Raw genomic sequence first — 4115 nt, 5'->3', positions numbered from 1 at the left:
GCCCATCGGGGCATGAAGCGCGCGTGCCGGTAGCGGCCAGGAACCGATGTCGATGGGTGCGGACCGAACTCGCGCCAGTCTCTCTCGCTCGTGCGCGCGCCGTCCGCTTCGTATTGCGTCGGACACCACGGATGCCGGTATCCAGCATTGAGGCACTTCTCGGCTATCTGCTTGCCGGAAAGATCGTCGAGGCTGACCGGCACGCGCCATGCCTCGCGCACCCACAGCCGATCGCCTTCTTTGCGAAAAGGGTTCGCGGCTGCGCCGAACGGGCACAGAAGCCCGCTCTCGGCGGCGAACATGTCGCAGGTGAAGCCATCCGAGTCGCCGCCTGGCCAGAGAATATCTTCCTCCTGGTCCGGATCGTGATCGGGCCGCTCAAGGTAGGCATCCCGCGCATCTTGGTCTTCGAAACGACCCCAGAAGAAGTAGGGACGCACCGCTCCGGAATAGGAACCGATGGTCCCGCGGAAGTGCGGCGTCTCAGCGGGTGGCTGCGGCTTCACCATTCGCCGTGTCATCGTCTTGCGGCCGTCGAGGATCGCGCGGACCATGGGCGCGGAGAAAAGAATCGGGCGCTCTTTCACTGCGTCACTCCCATGATTTCCAGGTCGATCTCGTCGACCGTGTTGCGCAGCTGGTGCCGCGCAGCGGGTACTCGCTGACCACTTCGATGCCGTGGGGAAGCACATAGAGCGGCTTCTTCATGGTGTCGTTTTCCAAGTAGCGAATGAGGTGCCCGGTTGCCTTCCGGGGCCGGTCGCTATGCCGGCGGCTTACCCTGCGGCGGGTGATCGGTCAGGCGGCGAGGTCGCGCTGTTCCTGTTTCGCTTCCGTGCTCGGCGGCGTCAGGCTCAGAGCGACGGTGTCCTGAATCAGCTGGCAGAGCTTTCCGCTCGTGCGGCCGTCCATGCGGAAGTTGAGGGTGTAGGAGACGGTCACGCTGCCGCCGTCGAGCGGCTCGAACTGGAAGCCATGCACCTCGACGTCCTTCAGCTTCAGCGTCTCGTCGAGCGCGAGGCCGGATTCGATCTCGACCGCGTAGCCGGGGAAGTCCTCGTCCCACTTCAGGGGCGCGAGACAGGGCAGCTTCTTGGCCGTGAGGCCGTCGCTGGTATCTCCCAGCGGAAGCTCCGACTGTTCGCCCGGGGCCGGCTTGCGGTAGAGCAGCTTGCGCAGCCCCTTGTCGAACACGTCGAGGATGCTGGAGTGCATCGTGGTCTCGCACTTCATCGTGCCAGCGAGCACGTTCTCGTCGCCGTGCTTCTCCATGCGCGGCGTGAAGCTCTTGATCTTGGTCTGCTGCTGGTGCTGCTGGAACATGGTGACGGTCTCCGTCGTGGGTGATGGGTGCCGGTTACTCCCGTCCGGCGATGGCGTCTTCGGTGGCCACCAGGTGAGCGCCTTTCCGCACTGTCCGCTGACGCACGGGGTCAGCCCCTGCCACCACATGCCGCGCTCGGGTCCCGGGTGGCAGGGAGTCCTCCGCGCCGCCCTCTCGGGCGCTTCGGGATGCGTGAAACTCAGCCGGCTGCCAGCTCGTCGCTGCGCTTCTGCCAGATCTCGTTGAGCGGCGCGCGCTCTGCCTCGGGCAGCATGCGGATCAGGTCGCCGGCGGCGTCGAGGTTGTCCTGGTCCTTCGCCGCGGTGAGCGCGTCGTGGATCTCCTGCGCGGTGATCGTCGAGCCGCCGCCCTGCTGCTGGTCTTCGGGCGCGTCGTCCTGACCGGCGGCGACCGAATAATCGCCGTCGATGACCATGGCGTTGTGCTGGTTGATGCCGGCGTCGGCCTGCTCGTCCAGGCTCACCGCCTGCTGGATCTCGATCGAGACCGGCAGGTACTTGAACAGGTGGCGGATCACGGTCTTCTTCGCCATCTCGTCGAAGTGGTTCGCCCACGGGCTGTCGACCGGCTTCTTGTACTTCTCGGCGGCCGCGACCGCGGCCTTGTAGCCCTGACTGGCATCGCGGATCGCTTCAATCTTGGCGCGGCTCATGACCTCGAACTGCACGCCACCACCGACCAGCTTGGCGACCGCATAGACGTGGGTCATTTCGCCCGGATCGGTGCCCTCGTACGGGACGTGTTCCAGCGACTCGTCCATGCCGTAGGCATAGGAGAACTTGTCCTTCTGGTAGACCACGCGGGCCGACAGGCTCACGATCTGGCCGGAGCGGCGGGCCAGGTCGATCATGCCGCGGTAGCCGATGATCAGCTGCACATCGGTACCGACCACACCCCACTGGCCGCTGGCCAGCTTGCCGCGCTTGTCGAAGGGGATCAGGTAAGCATGCCCGAGCGCGCCGCCGGGCTCCAGGCCGAGCGCGGCCACCTGCATGATCGCGCCCAGGAAGCTGGTCTGGCTGCACTGCGCCAGCTTCGGCACCTTGCGGATCTCCGTCAGCGCGATGCGCGCGAGCCGGTCGGCCGTCATGTGCTTGGGCAGCGCCAGGGCGATCTGCTGCTTGATCTTCGGGTCGGTCAGCAGATGCGCCAGCGACTTGTGTTCGGCCGGCTTGGCGACCTCGGTGCTGGTGCTGCCTGCCATGTGTTCCTGCAATGCGTTGGCCTTGGCCATGGGTGGTTCTCCTCGGGGTAATTCAGCGGATGCGGAACACGCGCACGCCGTCAGTGCGCGCCTTCCAAGAAGCGACGGGCTTGGCAGCGACCGTCAGGGTGGTGGCGTCTCGCATGAACGCCTTGATGCGGAACTCCGCGGCCTCGCGCTGGGCCTGCAGCAGGTCTTGCTGGCTGCGCACGCGCACCAGGTCGGTCAGCGCGTCGCGGATGGATTCGTCGGCCTCCACAGCCCGGCCGCTGTCGCGCTCGTAGAGCTTCAGCACGTCGGCCGCGTTGGTCGGCTGCGGCGGCCGGCGCGTCTCGATGTGCCAGCGCCAGAAGTCGGCGGCGCGGCGGCGGATCTCCGCGATCGTCGGCTCGTCGCGCTCGATGCGGTACACGCGATCGTCGTCCAGGCCGATCAGGGCATGCACATAGGCGTGCGATCGGCCGGTCACACCGAGTCCCCACATCACCTGCGCGGTGACGTATATCGGCGGCTCCTCGCCTGCGTCCGGGTCGCCCCAGTCGCGCACGGCGTTTGGGTGAACGGTCTTGCATTCGCCGCTGGCACCGTCTTCGGTCTCGAAATCAAGCTCCGCGCGGGCCCACCAGAATTCCTTGTCCTGGTAGCGCTCGTTCCTTCGGACGATGCGCATGCCGGTGACTTGCTCAAAGCACTCAGCAGCGAAAGGCTCAAGCGCTTTGCGGCGGCTAAAGAACCGCTGCTTCTCAGGCGTTTCCTCGTCCTGCTTTTCGTTGGTGATCAGCAGATACTCATCGAGCGCGGTCTTGAATGGAGACACCCCCAGCACGCCAGCGATATTCCCGCCGCCCAGATAGCCCCGAGTCGGGTGAAGTTGCGCGTTCATGCGGCCGCGCCTGCGGACGTGGAGAACTCACCGTGGTGTTTCGCAGCTGCGGCCATGTAGGCAGCGGAGGCCTTCTCGACCGTGTCGAAACGACCGAGGTTCACGGTCCTGCCGCGTAGCGTGATCTTTGCCATGTAGCGGCCGGTGTGGCGATCTAGAGACACGCCCTTTGCGCCGGTTCGGCTTGTGCTGTTGGCGGCCCGGTTGAACTGGTTTTGCTGCAGCGTGCATTCGCGCAGGTTCGCAAACGAGTTGTTCGCGTGGTCGCGGTCGATGTGATCGATTGCCAGCGCCGGCCATGCGCCAGTCTGGATCGCCCACGCAACCCGGTGCGCCAGCCACTTTCCCTTGTCCAGGTTGATGACGATGCGACCATCCACCATCGGAACACCCGCAGGCTTGCCAGCGTGCAAGCTGTTCCACGCGCGCCAGTAACGTTCCGACTTGAAGTGCGAAAGCGGCCGGAGCTTCCAAGTGAAGCTACCGCTCTCCGGCGCGTAGAAAAGGCACTCGCGAAGACGCAACACCGGCATGGCCGCCTCGCGCTCCGCCGCAGTCCGGTGCTCGCTCACGCCGCCGCCCTCTTGCCGCGCGCCGGCTTGGCGCTGTCGGAAAGCACCTTGGCGTCGTGGACGATCTGGGCCGCGTCGTTCTCCAGCGCCGCGGCCAGGTCGCGCACCACG

4 protein-coding genes and 1 pseudogene are annotated in these 4115 nt (G+C 65.9%); all 5 read right to left on the bottom strand.

The features are described from left to right. Positions 1-587 (bottom strand): annotated as a pseudogene (locus tag ACO2Q2_RS17340) (hypothetical protein); the annotation flags it as partial. 211 nt (positions 588-798) lie between these two features. Next, entirely contained in the window at positions 799-1323 is a 525-nt protein-coding gene (locus tag ACO2Q2_RS17335; RefSeq protein ID WP_423257498.1) for a hypothetical protein, read from the bottom strand. 200 nt (positions 1324-1523) lie between these two features. Further along, positions 1524-2579, bottom strand: a complete 1056-nt coding sequence (gene recT, locus ACO2Q2_RS17330; RefSeq protein WP_423257497.1) for a recombination protein RecT — start codon at positions 2577-2579, stop codon at positions 1524-1526. A 22-nt stretch (positions 2580-2601) separates the two neighbouring features. Then, positions 2602-3432, bottom strand: a complete 831-nt coding sequence (locus ACO2Q2_RS17325) for a YqaJ viral recombinase family protein (protein ID WP_423257496.1) — start codon at positions 3430-3432, stop codon at positions 2602-2604. After that, positions 3429-4004 carry an HNH endonuclease signature motif containing protein gene (locus ACO2Q2_RS17320; RefSeq protein ID WP_423257495.1) on the bottom strand — a complete coding sequence of 192 codons (576 nt, stop codon included), beginning with the start codon at positions 4002-4004 and terminating at the stop codon, positions 3429-3431. The genes ACO2Q2_RS17325 and ACO2Q2_RS17320 overlap by 4 nt, the downstream gene beginning before the upstream one ends. Between the last annotated feature and the right edge of the window lie 111 nt (positions 4005-4115).

Origin of the sequence: Dyella sp. KRB-257 (assembly GCF_049445995.1) — a bacterium.
GTDB lineage: Bacteria > Pseudomonadota > Gammaproteobacteria > Xanthomonadales > Rhodanobacteraceae > Dyella_A.
The sequence above is the reverse complement of the archived record's forward strand: the minus strand, read 5'-3'. Positions and strand labels throughout refer to the sequence as shown.